We start from the raw sequence: 15,160 nt of genomic DNA on the forward strand, positions 1-15,160 counted from the left end.
CCAATGTACACTCGCGTCTGTTAAACGGCGGGACGGGCAGGGGGAGTTCGACCGTGACCGAGGAACGCGAGGACGGACCGGAACCCGTCTGGCGGCCCGGCCGGGTGGTCGAGGGCCGGTACGAGGTCGTCCGCGAACTCGGCCGGGGCGGGATGGGCGTCGTCTACCAGGTGCGCCATCGCGAATGGGGTCGCGACCTGGCGGTGAAGGTCCCCCGGCGGGAGATGTTCGGCGCCGGGGCCGACCGCGAGCGGTTCACGGCCGAGGCCGAGACGTGGGTCGGCCTCGGTCTGCACCCGAACGTGTGCGGGTGCCACTACGTCCGCACCATCGACGCGGTCCCGACGGTCTTCGCCGAATACGTCTCCGGGGGGAGCCTCGACGGCCGCATCGCGGACGGGAGCCTCTACTCGGGGCCCCCACGGGACGTGCTCGCGAGGATCCTCGACCTCGCGGTGCAGATGGCGTGGGGGCTGGAGCACGCCCACTCGATGGGCCTGGTGCACCGCGACGTGAAACCCGCCAACATCCTGCTGGACGACGGCTGGACGGCGAAGGTCACCGATTTCGGCCTGGCGGTGGCGCGCGGCACGGGCGGCCGCGAGAGCCTCGCGCCGCCCGGTGTCAGCGTTCCGGTGCGCAACGACGGCCTGATGACGCCTCAGTTCGCTTCGCCCGAGCAGTCGGCGGGCGGCGCGCTGGGGCGGGCGACCGACATCTACAGCCTGGCGGCCACCATCGTGGCCATGTTCACCAGGGGGCCGGACTGGCTGGTCGGGCTCGCCGCCGGTGAGGCGCTGGAAGACCACCTCGCCACCGCGGCGGCCGATGCCCCCGAGATCCCCGCCGACGTCGCCGAACTTCTGCGGGCCTGCCTTCGCGCCGCCCCCGGGGCACGGCCCGGCCCCATGGCCGCCGTCGCCGGCTCGCTCCGGGAGAGTTATCTGCGGGCCACCGGCCGGGCCCATCCCAGGCGCGTCCCGACGGTCGCCGACCTGCGCGCGGACGAGCTGAACAACCGTGCCCTCTCGCTTCTCGACCTCGGCCGTCCGGGTGAGGCGGACCGGGCGCTCGCGGCGGCGCTACGGGCCGACCCGCACCATCCCCGCGCGAACTTCAACAGCGGGCTGCTGCGCTGGCGGCGCGGAGAGATCACCGACGAGCGGCTCCTCTTTCTGCTGGACCGCCTGGACCGAGAACTCGACGACCCCGATCAGGGAGTGCTCCCGCGCGCACTCGTGGAGATGGAGCGCGGCGACCTGACGGCCGCCCGTGCACTGCTGGAGGCCGTCCGCCCTGAGCAGGAGGGCCACCAGGAGGCCCGGCATCTGCTGCGGACGCTGCGGGGCGGCGGGATCGTCCACGCGGGCTGCGTCGAGACGCGGCGGGTTCCCTGGCGCCCCCGCGGCCGGGCGCCCGCCGGCCACGAGATCCGCATGAGCGCCGACTGGAGGCTGTCGCTGACCCCCGGCGAGGACCACGGCGTCCGGTTCTGGGACGCGGCGGACGGGCGGGAGTCGCGCACCCTGCACGGTCACGGTGACAGGGTGACCTCCGTCGACATGAGCGCCGACGGCCGGCGGGCGGTCTCGGCGTCGTGGGACGGAACCGTCCGGCTCTGGGACCTCGCGTCGGGAGCCTGCCTGGCCGTCGGCGCGGTCACCCCGTGGACGCGGGGTCTGGGAGAGCGGCGGCGGCGGGAGCGCGAGGAAGCGGAGAGGCGCGAGGGGCGCATCGCCCACCGCCTCTACATCCCGCCGCATTCGCCCGAGCTCAACAGCGCGTCCTCCCCGGCCCGGCTCAGCGCCGACGGAGCCGTGGTCGCGTGGGTCGAGGCGGACGGCCGGATCCAGGTCTGGGACTTCGACCGCGCGGGCCCGAGGACGACCATCGACGGGCACGACGGGGCCTCGCATCTCGAGCTCAGCGCCACCGGCGACCGGGCGCTGACCTGTTACGGCGGGAGGGACGACGGCGCCGTGCGGCTGTGGGACCTGGAGGGCGGCCGCACCGTCTGGGAGGTCGATGGCCGGGACTGCTCGTTCGTGCGGTTCGGACCGGGCGACCGCACCGTGGTCACGGCCGATGCGGAACGCACGCTCCGCGTCCGGGAGTCGGCGTCCGGCCGGATGCTGGGCCGCCTGACGCTGCCGGAGGGGCGGCACGTCACGGCGGTCGCCTTGAGCGAGGACGCGCGCTTCGCCCTGATCGGAAGCTGGGACGGGGCCGTGTCGTACTGGGACCTGGCGAACGGCCGCTGCCTGCGCACCTTCACGGGCCATCGGGAGAGGGTGGGCGCTGTTCGGCTGGACCCCGACGGCGTCTCGGCGAGGTCGGCGTCCCTGGACGGGACGATACGAACGTGGCGGCTGCCGGGCCGGTTCGAGGCCGCGCTGCGGGTGAGCCGTCCGCGCGGCCACGGCGAGGTCTCCGAGCTCGAATCCCGGCTGGACTCCCTGCTGGCGGAGGCGCGGGCGGCGATGGGCGCCGGCGCCCACGCCCGGTCTCTGGAGGCGTTGCGGGAGGCCAGGGCGATACCGGGCTGCGAACGGCTGCCGCGCGTCCTCGAACAGTGGAAGGAACTGAGCCGCCGCACGGCCCGCGTCGGCATTCGCAGCACCTGGATCGCCTGGAGGCTGCCGCCCGGCGGCGGCATGGCCCTCGACGTCAGCCGGAACGGTCGCCTGCTGGCGTCCGCCTCCAGGGACGGGCGGATCGACATCCGGGAACTGTCCACGGGCGCCCCGGTCGGATCCATCGAGTGCGGCCGGCCCGGGGTCGGCGTCCTGCGCTTCAGCCATGACGGCGCCCACATCACCTCTCTCGGGGCCGACGACGAGATCAGGGTCTGGGAGACCGAGACCGGCAGGTGCGTGAACGTCGTCCCCATCCCCAAGGCGCACCAGAAAGTCCTCAGCGGCGACGGGCGCCTGGCGCTGGTGGCCCACGGGGTCGAGGGGAGCATCCGGCTCTGGGACGTCCCCACCGGGAAGTGCCTGCGTGTCATGCCCGGCCCGTTTCCCGTCACCGGGCTCTGGATCGATGCTGAGAACCGCCGGTTCCTGTCGGCCGGAAACGACGGCCACCGGGACCCGCATTCGCAGGAGCCCGCGCTCGTCAGACTCTGGGACCTGGCCGACGGTCGCTGCCTGCTGGCGCTGCGGCCCGAATCGAAGGAAGTCAGATCGGTCTGCATGACTCCCGACGGCTCGTTCATCCTCGCCGGTGGGGGCCCGGAGAAACCCTCCCGGCCCGGCGGCCCCTGGCTGAGCCGCGTCCACCTGTGGGACGCGTCGACGGGAAACCTCGTGCGAACCTTCTCCCCCGTGCCGCAGGAGGCGTTCAGGCTCAAGGTCACCCCTGACGGCCGCTTCGCGGTCGCGGCCGGCTGGAGACCCGAAGTCCACATCTGGGAGATCGCCACGGGACGCTCTGTCCGCATCCTGGACGGCCACAAGGGTGGGGGCGCGCTCGCCCTCAGCCCGGACGGCACTCTGGTGGCGACCTCCGACGGCGAGCACGAGGTCCGGGTCTGGGAACTCGACTGGGAGTTGGCGGCCCGCGCCCCGGAAATCGAACCGACCGCGGCACCGCGGTCGAAGTGATCACGGACGGTACACCGAACCGGACACCGCGCCGCGGCACCGGTGTCGAACCAGCGACCTCCCGGGGGTGGACACGACCGGTCGGCTCCGCCCCAGCGCAGCACACACCGTGTCCGGGTACGCTGCCGAATTATGCAAAAAGGGCGTAAGCAACCGGTTTTCCGGTCCGGCCGCCGGCCTCCCTCGATCGAGGAGGGCCACGCCCCGCCGCCCCCGCCGCCCGTGCCTGCCGGATCCGCATCCCGTGCAGGTCAGCGGCTCCACCCCCCACCCCCCGGAGAGCACCTCGCATGAACGCACTACCGCTGCTCCTGATCGGCCTAGCGATCTTCGCGGCCGGTTACCTCCTGTACTCGAAGTTCCTGGGCAACCGGATCTACAAGCTCGACACGTCCTTCGAGACGCCCGCACACGAACTGCGGGACGGCGTGGACTACGTCCCGACCAACAAGTTCGTGCTGTGGGGGCACCACTTCACCTCGGTCGCGGGCGCGGCTCCGATCGTCGGGCCCGCGATCGCCGTGATCTGGGGCTGGGTGCCCGCGTTCCTGTGGGTCACCCTCGGCACGGTCTTCTTCGCGGGCATGCACGACCTCGGCGCCCTGTGGGCCTCCGCGCGCAACAAGGGCCGCTCGATGGGCACGCTCTCCGGCCGCTACATCGGCCGCCGGGGCGCGAACCTCTTCCTCGTCGTGATCTTCCTGCTGCTCCTGATGGTCGTCGCGGCCTTCGCGGTGGTCATCAAGAACCTGCTGATCTCCACCCCGTCGGCGGTGATCCCCGCCTGGGGCGCGGTCGCGGTGGCGCTGCTGGTCGGCCAGGCCGTCTACCGCTTCAAGATGGGTCTCGGCCTGGTCACGGTGCTCGGCGTCGCGGCGCTCTACGGCCTGATCCTCCTCGGTGACGCCGTCCCGGTGGAGCTGCCCGACCCGATCTTGGGCATGTCCCCGGCGACGTTCTGGATCATCGCCCTCTTCATCTACGCCGGCATCGCCTCCATGCTGCCCGTGTGGGTGCTGCTCCAGCCGCGCGACTACATCAACGGCGTGCAGCTCTTCGTCGGGCTCGGCATCCTGTTCGCCGCCGTGCTGCTGAGCGCCCCGACGGTCGTCGCCCCGGCCATCAACGACGCGGTGCCCGCGGGCACCCCGGGCCTCGTGCCGCTGCTCTTCGTCACCATCGCGTGCGGCGCGATCTCCGGCTTCCACGGCATGGTCTCCTCGGGCACCTCCTCGAAGCAGCTGGACAAGGAGACCGACGCCCGCTTCGTCGGCTACTTCGGCGCGGTCGGCGAGGGCATGCTCGCACTCGGCGCGATCATCGCGGCCGTCGCGGGCTACCGCACCCTGGCCGACTGGGAGGCCGTCTACAGCGCCTTCGGCGAGGGCGGCGTCGGTGCGTTCGTCGCGGGCGGCGGCGAGATCGTCAACAGCGGCCTGGGCCTGCCGGCCTCGCTGAGCTCGACGATCCTGGCCACCATGGCGATCCTGTTCGCCGCCACCACCATGGACACCGGCGTGCGCCTGCTGCGCTTCGTCGTCCAGGAGGCCGGCGAGGTCGCGAAATTGAAGATCAACAATGGCGTGGGCACCCTCATCGCGCTCGCCGCCGGTATGGCGCTCACCTTCAGCCAGGGCGCCGACGGCGCCGGCGGCCTCCGTATCTGGCCGCTGTTCGGCACCAGCAACCAGCTGCTCGCCTCCCTGACGCTGTCCATCGTCGCGGTCATGCTGATCCGCAAGCGGCGCAACCCGCTGCCCGCGATCGTGCCGCTCGTGGTCGTGTTCGTGATGGCGTTCTGGGCCGCGCTCGCCCAGCTCGGCGACCTCTACGACGCCGACGACTGGTTGCTGCTGACCATCGACGTCGTCATCATCGTCGCCGCCGTGTGGGTCGCTTTCGAAGCGGTCGTCGCGATGCGGCGGGCGTCCCGGGAGCCGCCGGAGGCCCCTGACGCCGATGTGACGGAGAAGGCCGAGCTGAAGGGATGACATCCCGCTGGGCCTCGTTCCGTGCCGGGCTGGAGGAGTTCTACGCCGGCCCCTACCGGCGTACCTTCGCCCGCGCACGGCGCGAGGAGGACGACCTCTTCCGGATGGTCGTCCTCGCGGAGGCACTGGGCGTGCCCGACCCGGCGGCGTACTACACCGCCGAGCTGATGCCCGCCCTCTACGAGGACTTCCACGCCTGGCACCGCCGGATGGGCATGGACCGCTCGCCGCTGGAGCATGTCGGGTGCTGCTAGACCTCATCGCCGCGCGCCGGGTCGTCTTCGTCGGCGGCAAGGGCGGGGTCGGCAAGACGTCCATCGCCGCAGCGCTCGCCCTGGGCCGTGCCAGGGCGGGCGCCCGCGTGCTGCTCGTCTCCACCGACCCCGCCCACAACCTCGGCCACCTCTGGGACCGCCCGGTGGGCGACGAGCCCGTGCGCCTCACCGGCCCCGGGGCGGGACACGTCGACGGGCTGGAGATCGACCCGGAGCGCACGGTCGAGCAGCACCTGTCCGCGGTCGCCGGAACGATGCGGCGGCTGCTCCCCGAGCGGATGCACGCACCGGCCGCCCGGCACCTGGAGCTGGCCCGGCAGGCCCCCGGCACCCACGAATCGGCGGTGCTGGAGCGGATCGCCGAGGCGGTGGAGCGCGGGGAGAAGGACTACGACCTGGTCGTCTTCGACACTGCCCCGTCCGGCCACACGCTGCGGCTGCTCGCGCTGCCCGAGCAGCTCACCTCCTGGACCGAGACCCTGCTCGCCAACCGCGACCGGTCCGAGCGGTTCGGCGCCGCCGTCCGCGGTCTCGGCGGCGGCGAGGAGACCGACCGGGACGCCGAGCTGCGCCGGCTCCTGGTACGCCGCCGCGACCGCTTCTCCCGGCTGCGCGATGCGGTGGCGGACCCGGCGCGGACCGGCTTCGTGATCGTGCTGACCGCCGAGCTCCTCCCGATCGCCGAGACCGTGGAGGTGCACGAGAAGCTCACCGGCCTCGGCGTCGACGTGGCCGCACTCGTCGCCAACCGCCGTTCCCCGGCCGATGCCGGGGAGTTGCTCGCCCGGCGCCGGGAGCAGGAGGACAGGCACCTGGTCCGGCTGCGGGAGCGGGTCCCGGACGTACCGTTGCTCGACGTGCCGCTCCTGCCGGGGGATCTGGTGGGCGCGGAGGCGCTCGCCGCGCTGGCCGACCGGCTCGGCCCCTCCGCTCCCTGAGTTTCCGTACGGCCCACGACCGGGCGCGGTTCAGGACTCGGCGGCGTCTTCCAGGACGGTCAGGTCGCGGAGCAGTTCGGACGCCGTGACCTCATCGAGATCACCGAGCCGGACCCCGCCTCCGGACACCGACCCGTGCCGATCGTCCGACACGAAGACGTCCACGAGCGTGTGCTCGTCGAACGCGTGCGTCTCGGCCGCGACGAAGCCGGGGTCGAGACCGAGCAGCGCGTACCGGCTCTCGGGCAGGGGGCGCAGGAAGGCGTGCTCGATGCCCGCGTCCTGCGGGTCGCCGCGCTCCCAGCCCCGGTTCGTCAGCCCGAGGATCACCCCCGTCGGGACGGTCAGGCCCTCGAACCGTTCGAGCCGGCGGCCCTTCGCCTCCGCCCCGGTGAGACGGTGGATCTCCCGGCCGAGTTGCGGGAACGGCTGCAGGATCTCGTAGTCGGCGAAGACCTGCCGCCAGGCCGCGATCTCGTCGCCGAGGCCGACGGGGTGCGCGATGCCGATCCGGGCGTCGCCGGGAAGGACGAACGCGTCGTCGGCGGCGTCCGCGAGGGTGCGATCCTCGGCGAGACGGAACGTCCGCGTTCCCCCGTCGGTGACCGCGCTCCAGACCAGCCGGCGGGCGAGGTGCCACGTCAGCGGATGGCGAACGAACTGGTCGGTGTACTCCTCCGCGCTCCACCGTCGGCCGTCGACCATGGCGCGCTCGAGCCGGTGGACCAGACCGGACGCGACCGTGCGGACGTCCTTCCTCAGCCGCGAGAACCTCTGGTAGGCGGCGGGCGCCAGCTCGGGATCGTCCTTCGCGCCGGGCTTGGGCAGGGACGTGCGGTGCTTGCCCGCCTGATCGGTGACCTGCGGCTTGAGCCCCTCGTCGAAGACGATCGCGAACGTGCGGGGCCCGTAGTCGAGGGTGAGGGCGCCGCCTGCCTCCAGGTCGAACGTGGGGACGAGCCGGTCGGCGAGCCGCTCGGCGGTGAGGCCGCGCTGCTCGGCGATCCGGTCGATCCGTTCCCGGGCCTGCGCCTTCAGCCCCTTGTACCGGACCCGCTGCGCGATCTGGTCGAGGCAGGTGAGCGCGGTGTCGGTGCCGATGGCGGTGAGCACGTCCAGGCCGGTGACGGCGCGCGCGTGCCCGCCCTCGCCCGGCCACCTGCGCAGGAGGGGGGTGAGGTCGCGCGCGGCGTCGTCGTCGCCGAGCAGGCCGAGCTGGGTGAACGCCCAGTTCGTCCGCGCCGGCATGACGTTCGCCTCCCACGCCTGGAAGACCGCCCAGGAGAACGCGGCCAGCGACGCCGGATCGCAGGTGTCGCGAACGACCCGCAGGCCCGCGTGCGGGGTGTCGAGCGGCGACAGGGCCAGGATCGTGAGCACGTGCGCGACCGAGGCGTCCGGCAGGCGGGCGCTCCGCTCGCGCAGCAGGACGGGCGGGAGCGCGGCGGGGTCCAGCCAATCGGGCGTCGCGGGAACGGCCGGCGGGACGACGTCGAGGGGATCGGTGGCCAGGAACGCCTCCAGCGCGGCGGCGGCCCGGTCGCCGTACTCGCGGGCGGCGGCCGACACCGTCTCGCCGTCGTGGACGGCGGCGATGTGCCGCAGCGCGGCCTCGGCCGCCTGCCGGGCCGGCCCCGCCGCACCGAGCGCGGCGGGCACCAGCAGCCGTGCGGCGCCGGTGCCGTGCCATTCCAGCCACGCGGCCGCGACCTTGCGCATTGCTTTGGTACGCGTGAACCAGTCCGCCATGAGCGCGGCGACCTCGGCACTGCGGAACGGCAGAAGAAACTCGCCGTAGGACCGGGAGTTGTTCCTGGCGCCGACCAGCAGTTGCGGATAGACCCGCGTCCCGAACCGGGCCACCGTCCGCTTGATCGCGTTGCCGACCCGCTGCGTGTCGGTGGTGTCCCACTCGGCGAGCAAGGGCTCCACGATCTCCAGGGGAGCCTGCGCGAACATCAGGGGGAGAACGATTCCGCTGTCGCGCCAGTCGCCGGGACGCCAGACCCGGTCCCATCCCGGCGCGACACCGTAGCGGCCGGCCCACTCCTTGATGTCGGCCCCGGCCCAAGCCTCGTGCGCGCCGTCCGTCCAGTGGATCGTGACCTCGTCCGGGGTCGACAGGCCGGGGACGGTGACAGGTGCCGAAACCTCGGACGCGCGGGTCCAAGCGGGCGCGACGAGCACGCCGGGCAGCGAATCGGCGGCGGCTTCGGGCGGAGCCGGAATCTTCATGATCGAACAGACGCCCCCCGTCCCTCGCCGGTTCCCACACGAGCAGATCCCGGAACCGCAAGGCGGACCTCACGGGTCGCGGGCGCGCGGGTCAGGAGTCGCGGACCAGCAGATCCACCACCCGCGACGCCTCCTGCCCCAGCAAGATCCGTCCGACCGCGGCCATGTGCGCACGCCAATGCTCCTCGGCGGCGGGGTCCCCGGATTCGAGGAGCTCCAGGAGACGCCGCTGCGAGCGGAGCCCGCGCCGCCGCGTCGCGAGCGACCCCGCGGCGTCGCCGGTCCCGCTCACGGAGGCGACGGACCGGACGACGATCTCGTTGAGCATCTCGATGACGATCGCCATGGTGCGATTGCCCCCGAGTGACACCAGCCGCTCGTGGAAGAGCGCGTTGACCACCGCGAACCGCTCCGGATCGTCGATGGCCGCCTCCTGCTGATCGACCAGGGCGCGCAGCTCGGCGACGGCGGTACGGCGGTGGCGCCGGGCGGCGATCGCCCGCGCGGCCAGCGGTTCGAGCAGTGCCCGGGCCTCGAAGGCGTCCGCCAGCGACACGTTGCGCGAGCGCAGCACCAGCGAGCCGGTGCGCGCCGTCATCCGCTGATCGGGCCGGTGCACGATCACCCCGCCGCGCACCCCGCGCAGTACCGTGACCAGGCCGTCCGCCTCCAGGAGCCGCAGCGCCTCGCGCAGCGACGGCCGCGACACCCCGAACCGCTCCACCAGCTCGGCTTCACGCCCGAGCGACTCACCTTCGGCGAGCCGGCCGCTGACGATCATCGCGCGGATCTCGTCCGCGATCCGCTGCGGCTTCCCTCGAGCACGGCCTTCGTCCTGCTTGTCGGCACCCACCTGATCCGTCCCGCGTCTGCCGGGCCGAGCACGTCCCGGGCGCCGCCTCCAGCGCACCCCCGGACGGTCCCTCGGCATGTACCAATCGTCATCTCGGCTTCTCTGATCGCCCAGTCAATAATGGTGCTCCACTTCTAGGGCGAAACGCCCGTGTAGCCGGGCAGCACCCGCCTCGTGCCGCCCATGCGCGCCCGCCGGTGCCGCTCGGCGGCCGCGCCGCCCTCTCAAGGTATGGTCGCCGGCCGCCCCGCGTACCCCTCCGTCGCGTCCGGCTCCCTGGAGGTCGGCGAGCCTCGACGCGGACGCGGCCCCGCAACACCCGACACCGGTCGACCCATCGATCACGAAAGCCTCGACGACGCGGTCACCGCCGTCAACACCATCCCCCCGGGGTTCGTCGACACCCCCATGCTGCGCAGGTCCGAATCCCGCGGCTTCCTCGGCGAAGGAGTCGGCGACACCCGTCCGCCGGGTGGGACTGCCCAAGGACGTCGCCGCGGCATGCGCGCACCTGGTGAGGGACGAAGCCGGCTACATCACCGGACGGGTCATCGGCATCAACGGCGGAAGGACCACCTGCGAGCGAGTCACGGCCGGGCCGCCAGGGCCTGGCGGATGAGCACGGGAAGTGAACCGCCGTGGGCAGTCCAATTCTCCAGCGCGATCCGGACGGCCGCCATCGTCAGCGCGGCCGTCACCCGGGGCCGCATGTCGTCCGGGGACGGGTCGGGAAAGCGCGCCGCGATCGCCTCGGCGATGGCGTGCTCATAGCGGCGGTAGGCGTGCAGCGTCCAGGCGTCCAGAGTGGCAGACGAACGGGTGAGCCGCGTCAACTCGTCGATCCGCGGCAGATGCGGGACGAACCCCTCGGCCAGTTCGTCGAACGCCGCGATGATCGCCTCGAACGCGGGCACGTGCGGAGGCTGCCGCGAGATCGCCTCGGTGATCAGCTCCAGCCACGGCCCCGTGATGCCCTCGGCGACCGCGCTCTCCTTGGTGGCGTAGTACCGAAAGAACGTCGCCCGGGCCACCTCGGCGTCCGCCGCGATCTGCTCGACCGTCGCGCCGGCCAGACCGTTCTCGCCCGCCAACCGTGCCGCGGACGCGGCGATCCGCGCCGCCGTCGCCCGCCTCTTGCGCATCTGCAGGCCGTCCGCTTCACTATGAGACATAGTCTCATTCTGGACTTCGTCTCACGGTGGGTGCAATGGGAATCAATCAACGCCGACAGATCACGATGGCCGACCAGGAGGTCGACCGGTTCCTCGAGGAGCAGCGCGTCGCCACCCTCGCCACGATCGGCCCCGACGGCCGCCCCCACCTCGTCGCAATGTGGTACGCCGTTGTCGACGGCCAGATCTGGTTCGAGACCAAGGCCAGGTCGCAGAAAGCCGCCAACCTCCGCCGCGATGCCCGCGTCACCGTCATGGTCGAAGCGGGCCACACCTATGACGCCCTGCGCGGGGTGTCCATCGACGGCACCGCCACCATCGTGGAGGACCCCGACGCCCTGTGGCGGGTCGGCGTCAGCGTCTGGGAGCGCTACAACGGCCCCTACACCGAGGAGGTCCGCCCCCTCGTGGAGCTCATGCTGAACAAGCGCGTGGCCGTCCGCGTCGACGTCGACCGCATCCGCTCCTGGGACCACCGCAAGCTCGGCATGGACCCCATCCCCCTCGGCGGCACCACCGCCGCTCACCTCTAGACGAGTGATTCCTCATGGTCGTATGCGGTCAGGGACCGGGTGATGGGCCGGCCGGTGCGGTGGTTGTGCCAGATCGCGGCGGCCATGGCCAGGATGCGCTGGGCGACGCGGGCCGAGACGCCCTCGGCGGTGCGTCCGCCGTGTCGTTCCAGGTCGAGCTGGCCTTTGAGGGTGTCGTTGACCGACTCGATGAGCTGCCGGACCGGCTTGAGCAGGCGTTCACCGGCCCGGTCGGGTTCGTGGGAGAAGATCGGTGCGACGTCGCGGCCCCGGTTGGGTGACCAGCCGCTGGAAGAGCGCCGCCTGGGGCGGTGAACTCGGGCGGGGACGGGCGATCGACAGCACGTCGGCGAAGCACGGGCCGCGGCCGGGATGGTCGAACCCGGCCGCGTTCTGCTCGGTGTACAGCTTCCTGACGATGTCGGCGACGCCACGCTGTACCGGCTTGGGAACGAGCGTTCCATGCTGGGTGAGCCAGTAACCGAGCAGCCAACGGTGGGAGACGCGGTGGCGAGGCGGAGGGCGACCGTCGGTGGCGCGCTTGGCGAAGGGGCTGGACTGGGCCGAGTGGCCCGCGCGGGCCTTGGCCGAGCTCGCGGGAAGGAGCGGCGGCGGTGCCACGCCGCCCGGCGTCCGCTCGGTGCCGCGCTCGCTTCGGCGCGCGCGGCGTGTCTCTAGGGGCGGCGCGCGCAGGATAGGGGGCGACGTCTCCGGGGGTTGGCGGGTTGCATCGCTGGAAGGACACCGCGCGCGCCCGGTGAGGAGAACGACACCCCATGGCGACTTCTGAAGAACGGCTGCTGGCCTACCTCAAGCGCGTCACCTCCGACCTGCGCCAGACGCGCTCCAGGCTGAAGCGGGCCGAGGAGCGGGAGCAGGAGCCGATCGCCGTGGTGGGGATGGCCTGCCGCTATCCGGGCGGGGTGCGGTCGCCGGAGGACCTGTGGAACCTCGTCACCGACGGCACCGACGTCATCTCCGGGTTCCCCGAGGACCGCGGCTGGGACTCCGCCGAGTTGTACGACCCCGCGCCCGGCACACCCGGCAAGACCTACGTACGGCAGGGCGGCTTCCTGGAGGGCGCGGGGGATTTCGATCCCGGCTTCTTCGGGATCTCGCCGCGCGAGGCGCTGGCGATGGCACCCCAGCAGCGGCTCATGCTGGAGGTCTCGTGGGAGGGCTTCGAGCGGGCGGGCATCGACCCTCGCACGCTGAAGGGCAGGGCCGTCGGGAACTACGTCGGCTGCAACCTGCTCGACTACTGCACCACCCTCGATCGGGTGCCGGAAGGGCTGGAAGGGCACTTCACCACGGGTAGCACGGCCAGTGTGGTGTCGGGGCGGGTGTCGTACACGCTGGGTCTGGAGGGGCCGGCGGTGACGCTGGACACGGCGTGCTCGTCATCGCTGGTGGCGATCCATCTGGCCTGCCGGGAGCTGCGCACCGGGGAGTGTTCCCTGGCCCTCGCCGGCGGCGTCGCCGTCATGGCCACCCCCATCACCTTCATCGGCTTCGCCGGGCAGCGTGCCCTGGCCGCGAGCGGCCGCTGCAAACCGTTCGCCTCCGGGGCGGACGGGATGTCGCTCGCCGAGGGCGCCGGGGTGCTGGTGCTGGAGCGCCTGTCGGACGCGGTGCGCAACGGGCGGCGGATCTGGGGGGTGATCCGCGGTTCGGCGATGAACCAGGACGGCGCCAGCAACGGCATGGCCGCGCCGAACGGGCCGTCCCAGCAGCGGGTGATCCGGCGGGCACTGGCCGACGCGCGGTTGTCGGGCGCGGACGTGGACATGGTGGAGGCGCACGGGACGGGGACGTCGCTGGGCGATCCGATCGAGGCGCAGGCGCTGCTGGCGACGTACGGGCAGGACCGTCCGCAGGATCGTCCGCTGTGGCTGGGGTCGGTCAAATCCAACATCGGCCATGCCCAAACGGCCTCCGGGGTCGCCGGGGTCATCAAGGCGGTCATGGCGGTGCGGAACGGCGTCCTGCCGCCGACGCTGCACGTGGACGAACCGTCGCGGGAGGTGGACTGGTCGTCGGGTGCGGTCCGGTTGCTGACGCAGGCGCGGGAGTGGCCGGTGGTGGACCGTCCGCGGCGGGCGGGGGTGTCGTCGTTCGGGATCAGCGGCACCAACGCCCACCTGATTCTGGAGCAGGCCCCCGAGGCCGCACCCGCCGAGGACGGGGGCGGGTCCGAGGTTGTGCCGGTGGAGGAGGGGTCCTTGCCCGCCGGGTCGCCGGTTTCTGCCGGGGGTTCTGTGGTGTGGGTGGTGTCGGGGCGCGGGGTGGGTGCGCTGCGCGAGCAGGCGCGGCGAGTGGCCGACTGGGCGCGTAGCGCCGACGAGGCCGACGACCCGGCGTTCGCGGGACGGGTGGCCGGAGCGTTGGTGTCGGGCCGGTCGCTGTTCGAGGACCGTGCCGCGGTGATCGGTTCAACCACCGGTGAACTGGCGGCCGGACTGGACGCGGTCGCCGAAAACCGCGACGCCGCACATGTGGTGACCGGACGCGTGACGCCCGGGGCCCAAGGCAAGACGGTGTTCGTTTTCCCGGGTCAGGGCTCGCAGTGGCCCGGGATGGGCCGGGCCCTCACGGCCGAATCACCGGCTTTCGCCGCCGCGATGGCCGAATGCGAGGACGCACTGACCGCGCACGTGGACTGGTCACTCACCCAGGTCTTGGATGAGCCCGACGACAGCCCGGTGTGGGAACGCACCGACGTGGTCCAGCCCGTCCTGTTCGCCGTCATGGTGTCCCTGGCCAGGCTGTGGCAAGCACACGGCGTCACCCCCGACACCGTCATCGGGCACTCCCAAGGCGAGATCGCCGCCGCCCACATCGCCGGAGCCCTCACCCTCACCGACGCCGCCCAAGTCGTCGCGTTGCGCTCTTCCTTGCTGACGCGGCTAGAGGGAACCGGCGGCATGGCCCACATCGCCGCGCCCCCCGGCGACCTCCCACTGCACGACATCCAGGACGTCTCCATCGCGGCGGTCAACGGACCGGCCTCCACCACCGTCTCCGGCCCCGACACTGCCCTAGAAGAACTCATCGCCCGCTGCCACGACACCGGGATGCGCGCCAAACGCATCCCGGTCGCCTACCCCTCCCACCACCCCGCCATCGACACCCTCCACCACGACCTGATCACCGCCCTGGACGGCATCACCCCCCAGCCACCGGATCTGGACTGGGTCTCGACCACCACCGGGCGGCACAACCCCAGTCCCGACCCCGCCTACTGGTTCACCAACCTGCGCGAAACCGTCAAACTGCACGACACCATCACCGCACTCAGCGACACCCACACCACCTACCTGGAGATCAGCCCCCACCCCATCCTCACCACCGACCTCACCCACACCCTCACCACCACCCAAACCAGCACGGGCACCCCCACCGGCCAGCCCGAACCCCTCATCCACCACACCCTCACCCGCGACCACCCCACCCACGCCCACCTCCACAACCTCGCCCACCTCCACACCCACACCACCCCCCCGTCACCTACGCACCCACCCCCACCACCGCCCACCACACCGCCACCCGCCTCCCCAC

Annotated in this window: 9 protein-coding genes and 2 pseudogenes; 7 read left to right on the plus strand and 4 right to left on the minus strand. The window is 72.4% G+C overall.

Translation table 11 applies throughout. The features are described from left to right. Positions 1-53 precede the first annotated feature (53 nt). The 4 genes from F7P10_RS02610 (at position 54) to F7P10_RS02625 (ending at position 6,809) form a co-directional block, all read left to right on the plus strand. On the plus strand, positions 54-3,605 hold the full coding sequence (locus tag F7P10_RS02610) for a WD40 repeat domain-containing serine/threonine protein kinase (RefSeq protein WP_151007914.1): 3,552 nt from the start codon (positions 54-56) through the stop codon (positions 3,603-3,605). A 290-nt stretch (positions 3,606-3,895) separates the two neighbouring features. Next, positions 3,896-5,596 (plus strand): carbon starvation protein A, encoded by a 1,701-nt coding sequence (locus F7P10_RS02615; protein ID WP_151007915.1) that lies wholly within the window; start codon positions 3,896-3,898, stop codon positions 5,594-5,596. Then, a complete protein-coding gene (locus F7P10_RS02620; RefSeq protein WP_132046568.1) occupies positions 5,593-5,850 on the plus strand; it encodes a cory-CC-star protein in 258 nt (85 codons plus the stop codon). Before F7P10_RS02615 ends, F7P10_RS02620 begins: the two co-directional genes overlap by 4 nt. Further along, entirely contained in the window at positions 5,841-6,809 is a 969-nt protein-coding gene (locus tag F7P10_RS02625) for an ArsA family ATPase (protein WP_151007916.1), read from the plus strand. Before F7P10_RS02620 ends, F7P10_RS02625 begins: the two co-directional genes overlap by 10 nt. A 30-nt stretch (positions 6,810-6,839) precedes the next feature. Here F7P10_RS02625 and F7P10_RS02630 read toward each other — a convergent pair whose 3' ends face one another. Then, complete coding sequence (locus F7P10_RS02630; protein ID WP_151007917.1) at positions 6,840-9,044, minus strand: DUF4132 domain-containing protein; 2,205 nt, start codon at positions 9,042-9,044, stop codon at positions 6,840-6,842. A 91-nt stretch (positions 9,045-9,135) separates the two neighbouring features. Then, the gene (locus F7P10_RS02635) at positions 9,136-9,897 is read right to left on the minus strand and encodes a FadR/GntR family transcriptional regulator (protein ID WP_218040342.1); all 762 of its coding nucleotides are present in this window, start codon (positions 9,895-9,897) and stop codon (positions 9,136-9,138) included. Between the two features lie 472 nt (positions 9,898-10,369). Here F7P10_RS02635 and F7P10_RS45280 point away from each other — a divergent pair, with 472 nt between their 5' ends. Beyond that, entirely contained in the window at positions 10,370-10,516 is a 147-nt protein-coding gene (locus F7P10_RS45280; protein ID WP_368077451.1) for a hypothetical protein, read from the plus strand. Here F7P10_RS45280 and F7P10_RS02645 read toward each other — a convergent pair. Continuing rightward, the gene (locus tag F7P10_RS02645; protein ID WP_151007919.1) at positions 10,485-11,069 is read right to left on the minus strand and encodes a TetR family transcriptional regulator; all 585 of its coding nucleotides are present in this window, start codon (positions 11,067-11,069) and stop codon (positions 10,485-10,487) included. The genes F7P10_RS45280 and F7P10_RS02645 overlap by 32 nt on opposite strands. A gap of 35 nt (positions 11,070-11,104) precedes the next feature. On the opposite strand from F7P10_RS02645, the gene F7P10_RS02650 reads away from it, so the two are divergent. Next, positions 11,105-11,602 (plus strand): pyridoxamine 5'-phosphate oxidase family protein, encoded by a 498-nt coding sequence (locus F7P10_RS02650; RefSeq protein WP_151007920.1) that lies wholly within the window; start codon positions 11,105-11,107, stop codon positions 11,600-11,602. On the opposite strand, the pseudogene F7P10_RS43805 reads toward F7P10_RS02650, so the two are convergent. Next, positions 11,599-11,805: pseudogene (locus F7P10_RS43805) on the minus strand (IS982 family transposase); the annotation flags it as partial. The gene F7P10_RS02650 and the pseudogene F7P10_RS43805 overlap by 4 nt on opposite strands. A 573-nt stretch (positions 11,806-12,378) precedes the next feature. On the opposite strand from F7P10_RS43805, the pseudogene F7P10_RS02660 reads away from it, so the two are divergent. Then, positions 12,379-14,937, plus strand: a pseudogene (locus F7P10_RS02660) (type I polyketide synthase); the annotation flags it as partial. Positions 14,938-15,160: the final 223 nt, after the last annotated feature.

Source organism: Actinomadura sp. WMMB 499, assembly GCF_008824145.1.
Taxonomy (GTDB): Bacteria; Actinomycetota; Actinomycetes; order Streptosporangiales; family Streptosporangiaceae; genus Spirillospora.

Excerpts from the sequence above, each read along its gene's own strand:
- F7P10_RS02615 (WP_151007915.1), top strand. The coding sequence starts at position 3,896 with ATGAACGCACTACCGCTGCTCCTGATCGGCCTAGCGATCTTCGCGGCC.
- F7P10_RS02645 (WP_151007919.1), bottom strand. The coding sequence starts at position 11,069 with ATGTCTCATAGTGAAGCGGACGGCCTGCAGATGCGCAAGAGGCGGGCG.
- F7P10_RS02630 (WP_151007917.1), bottom strand. The coding sequence starts at position 9,044 with ATGAAGATTCCGGCTCCGCCCGAAGCCGCCGCCGATTCGCTGCCCGGC.
- F7P10_RS02620 (WP_132046568.1), top strand. The coding sequence starts at position 5,593 with ATGACATCCCGCTGGGCCTCGTTCCGTGCCGGGCTGGAGGAGTTCTAC.
- F7P10_RS02650 (WP_151007920.1), top strand. The coding sequence starts at position 11,105 with ATGGGAATCAATCAACGCCGACAGATCACGATGGCCGACCAGGAGGTC.